At 67.0% G+C, this 2573-nt stretch carries 2 protein-coding genes; both read left to right on the forward strand.

All coding sequences use genetic code 11. The features are described from left to right. A partial coding sequence (locus EOB59_RS34315; protein ID WP_206622101.1) for a cobaltochelatase subunit CobN occupies window positions 1-1712 on the forward strand: 1712 nt, incomplete at its 5' end. Then, on the forward strand, window positions 1709-2573 hold an 865-nt coding region (gene cobG / locus EOB59_RS34320), incomplete at its 3' end, for a precorrin-3B synthase (RefSeq protein ID WP_128290264.1). The genes EOB59_RS34315 and cobG, both read left to right, overlap by 4 nt.

The following is a 2573-nucleotide window of genomic DNA, read 5'->3' on the forward strand; positions in this document are numbered from 1 at the left end:
CCGTTGCGCTGTCGGAAGACTGCTTTCCCGAGATCGTCACCGGTGGATTACCCGTCATCTATCCCTTCATCGTCTCCAACCCCGGCGAAGCGGCGCAAGCCAAGCGCCGCATCGCCGCCGTCACCCTTGGTCATCTGCCACCGCCGCTGACCGGCGCCGGGCTCGACGAAAATCAACACAAGCTCGAGCGGCTGGTCGATGAATATGCCCAGGCCGACGGGCTCGACCGCCGCCGCCGAGACCGTCTGGCGAAACTGATCGTCGACACCGCGCAAAAGACCGGTCTCGCCTCCGAAGCCGGCGTCGCCGGGACCGACGCTCCGGACGAAGCGCTGCGCCGCATCGACGCCTGGCTCTGCGACCTCAAGGATTTTGCCATCAAGGATGGGCTGCATATCTATGGCCGCGCCCCTGAGGATGAGCCCGACGCCATGCGGCGACAAAGCGCTGACGCCGAGAAAGCGGCGCTTCTCGCCGCGCTCGATGGCCGCCACGTCAAGGCCGGCTCGGCCGGCGCGCCCGCGCGGGGTCGCTCGGACGTTCTGCCCACCGGCCGCAACCTGTTCACCTCGGACCCGCGCACCATGCCGACGCCGACCGCCTATGATCTGGGCAAGGCAGCGGCGGAGGAGGTGGTGCGCGGCTACATGCAATCGCATGGCGACTGGCCGCGCTCGCTGGTCATCGACCTGTGGGGCTCGGCCTCACTGCGCACCGGCGGCGAGGAGATCGCGCAAGGATTGGCGCTGATGGGCTGCCGGCCGCAATGGGATTCGGCGACCGGCCGCATCACCGGCATCGAGGTGCTGCCGCCGGCCACTCTTAGAAGGCCACGCGTCGATGTCACCTGGCGCATATCGGGCCTGTTCCGCGATATGTTCCCGACCCAGATCGCGCTGATCGATGCCGCCGCCAACGCGGTGGCCGCCCGCGACGAGGACGATACGGAAAACCCGCTCGCGGCCAAAACCCGTGCCGATGGCAAGCTCAGCCCGCGCATCTTCGGCACCTCACCCGGCACCTATGGCGCCGGCGTCGAGGATATCTTGTCCTCCGGTAACTGGGCGGCGCGCGAAGAAATCGGCCGCGCCTATCTCGACGCCACCTCGCATGCCTATGGCGGTGCCAAGGGCGAAGGCGTATCGGTGCCCGGCGTCTTCGAAACCCGCATCGCCGAGGCCGATCTTCTCGTCCACACCGGCGACGACCCCGGCCGCGACATCCTCGAAGGCTCCGCCGACGTCGCTTTCATCGGCGGCTTTTCGGCCGCCCTTGCGGCGCTCGGCAGGAATGCCGACGTCATCGTGCTCGACACCACGGACCCGCAAAAGCCCAAGCCGCGTTCGCTCAGTGAGGCCGTATCGCGGGTGGTGCGCGCCCGCGCCGTCAATCCACGCTTCATATCGGGACAGATGCGCCACGGCCCGCGTGGCGCCTCCGAATTTGCCGAAACCGTAGACCGCCTGGTCGGCTTCGCCGAAACCACGCACGCCATTTCGGGCACGCTGATCGAGGCAGTGCACGATGCCTATCTCGGCGATCCCATGGTCCGCGCCTTCATCCTGCGCGAGAACCCCGCCGCCGCCAAAGTCATCGCCGAGCGCTTCCTGTCGGCGCGCCGGCGTGGCCTGTGGCATCCCCTGCGCAACTCCATCGACGACGATCTCACGGCCCTGATTGCCGAGGCCGAGGCGCTTGGGGTGGCGGCATGAACGCCTTCTCGCGCCGCGGCGCCTGCCCGGCTTTGTCGGCGCCGATGCAGACCGGCGACGGGCTTTTGGTGCGGCTCAATCCGGTTGTTGGAGGCCCGTCTTCTGGAGGCCCATCTTCTGGAGGATTGTCGCCGAAGCTTTTGATTGGACTCTGCGAATCCGCCTTGCGGCACGGCAATGGCATCATGGAAGTCACCGCGCGCGGCAGTCTGCAGATACGTGGGCTGACCACGGACAGCGCGGCGCGGCTGGCGGCGGAGGTCGATGCGCTTGATATCGCAGTACGCACCGGCGTGCCGGTCGAGACCGGCCCGCTGGCCGGCATCGACCCGCAGGAGATTGCCGATCCCCGGCCGCTGGCTGAACGGATCAGGGCGTCGATTGACGAGGCTGGATTAGCGCCGAGGCTGGGGCCGAAGGTTTCGGTCGTTGTGGACGGCTGCGGGCAGTTGACGATGGATTCGGTGACGGCCGATGTGCGGCTTGCTGCAGTGCGGGTCGATGCAGGAGTTCGGTGGCGGGTGTCTGTCGCGGGTGATGGGTGGAATGGGAGGCCACTTGTCACTGCCGATGAAGGCTCGGCGTGCGACATCACCGTCGCGGCCCTAAGAATGGTTGCCGAAAAAGGCCGCGAGGCTCATGCGAGGGATTTGACTGAGAGGCAGTTGGTGTCTCTGGCGGGTTGGCTATGCTCGACAAGTTTGCGCGAGGCGCCCCCCTCTGTCCTGCCAGACATCTCCCCCTCAAGGGGGGAGATTACGCTGCCACCGATGGTTTCGCCAATCTCCGGTGTTGGTAAGGAAAAGCCGGCGCCTAAGCTGCCGATCTCCCCCCCTGAGGGGGAGATGTCCGGCAGGACAG

Source organism: Mesorhizobium sp. M7A.F.Ca.MR.176.00.0.0 (assembly GCF_004023165.1).
Taxonomy (GTDB): Bacteria; Pseudomonadota; Alphaproteobacteria; order Rhizobiales; family Rhizobiaceae; genus Mesorhizobium.